Here is a 1,168-nt window from a genome sequence, read left to right as displayed (position 1 = left end):
ATACCAAGGCGCATTAATCACGACCCATGCGCCCATTGGCGCAGTCCGATGGACATGATGCGCCACGGCTGATCGACGAGCCGGTTCCAGGCGAAGCAGCAGTGATCGACGATGTCGTCGTAGGATTTGTAGATGCGGTTCGATAGCCAGTTGTCGCGCATGAACTGCCACAGGTTCTCGACCGGGTTCAGTTCAGGGCATCGTGGCGGCAGCGGCATCAGCGTGATGTTGGCCGGAACGATCAGTTCGGCCGATCCGTGCCATCCAGCCTGGTCGAGGATCAGTACGGCGTGGGCGCCCGGCGCGATATGGAAGGCGATTTCCTCCAGATGCATACTCATCGCTTCGCTGTTGCACCGGGGCATGACGATGCCGGCAGCCTTGCCTTCAGCGGGACAGATCGCGCCGAAGAGCCAGGCTGAAGACCGCCGCTGATCCTTGGGCGCCGACGGTCTCGTGCCGCGCTTCGCCCAGCGCCGCGTGAGCTTGGTCTGCTGACCGATACGGGCTTCATCCTGCCACCACAGCTCTACAGGCGTTCCTTTCGGGAGGTTGCGTCTGATTTGCGCCAGGCGGGCAGCAAACTCTTTTTAAAAATGGCAATGTCGTCCGGCTTCTGGCCGCGATGGCGGGGCCGTGCCGAGAGCTTGCGGTAGCCCATTGCGCGAAGTTCGCGCCCGAGGGTGTGGCGTGTGATCGATAGCTGGAACTCGTCCCATAGCCATTGGGCCAGATCGCACAGCCGCCAGCGCACCACGCCATGTGCCGCCGGGATCGGACCGGTCTCGACCATCTCGGCAAGCCGGGCGCGCTGTGCATCGTTCAGGATCGAGGCGCGCCCCGGCGCCTTGCGTGTCGCCAGGCCGTCGGGACCGCCATCGTTGAACCGCAGCACCCAATCTCGCACGATCTGCAGGGTTACACCGGCCATCTTGGCTGCCTCGCTCCGGCTCCCACCGTCCAGAATCAAGGCCACCGCCATGAGCCGCCTGACTTGGTCCGCATCACTGCAACGCCGGGCAAACCGGCGCAATTCCAAGGATGTGTAATCTGCTCGAACAACAATCGCCGCCGCCATCGCAAGCCTCCAATAGCTTGCAACGTCGAATCAGATTTCCGGCCCCTTGGGAATCCCCCGAAGTGAGTCATCCTCAGCGCACTTCGGTAT

Annotated in this window: 1 protein-coding gene; it reads right to left on the bottom strand. The window is 62.7% G+C overall.

The window, feature by feature from the left end; genetic code table 11:
• Window positions 1-17: 17 nt before the first annotated feature.
• A protein-coding gene (locus tag KIH45_RS19020; RefSeq protein WP_213177516.1) for an IS630 family transposase occupies window positions 18-1,078 on the bottom strand; the annotation gives its coding sequence in 2 pieces (ribosomal slippage) (window positions 18-586 and window positions 586-1,078; 1,062 coding nt in all).
• Window positions 1,079-1,168: the final 90 nt, after the last annotated feature.

This window comes from Croceicoccus gelatinilyticus (assembly GCF_018398395.1).
GTDB classification, from domain to species: Bacteria; Pseudomonadota; Alphaproteobacteria; order Sphingomonadales; family Sphingomonadaceae; genus Croceicoccus; species Croceicoccus gelatinilyticus.
The sequence above is the reverse complement of the archived record's forward strand: the minus strand, read 5'-3'. Positions and strand labels throughout refer to the sequence as shown.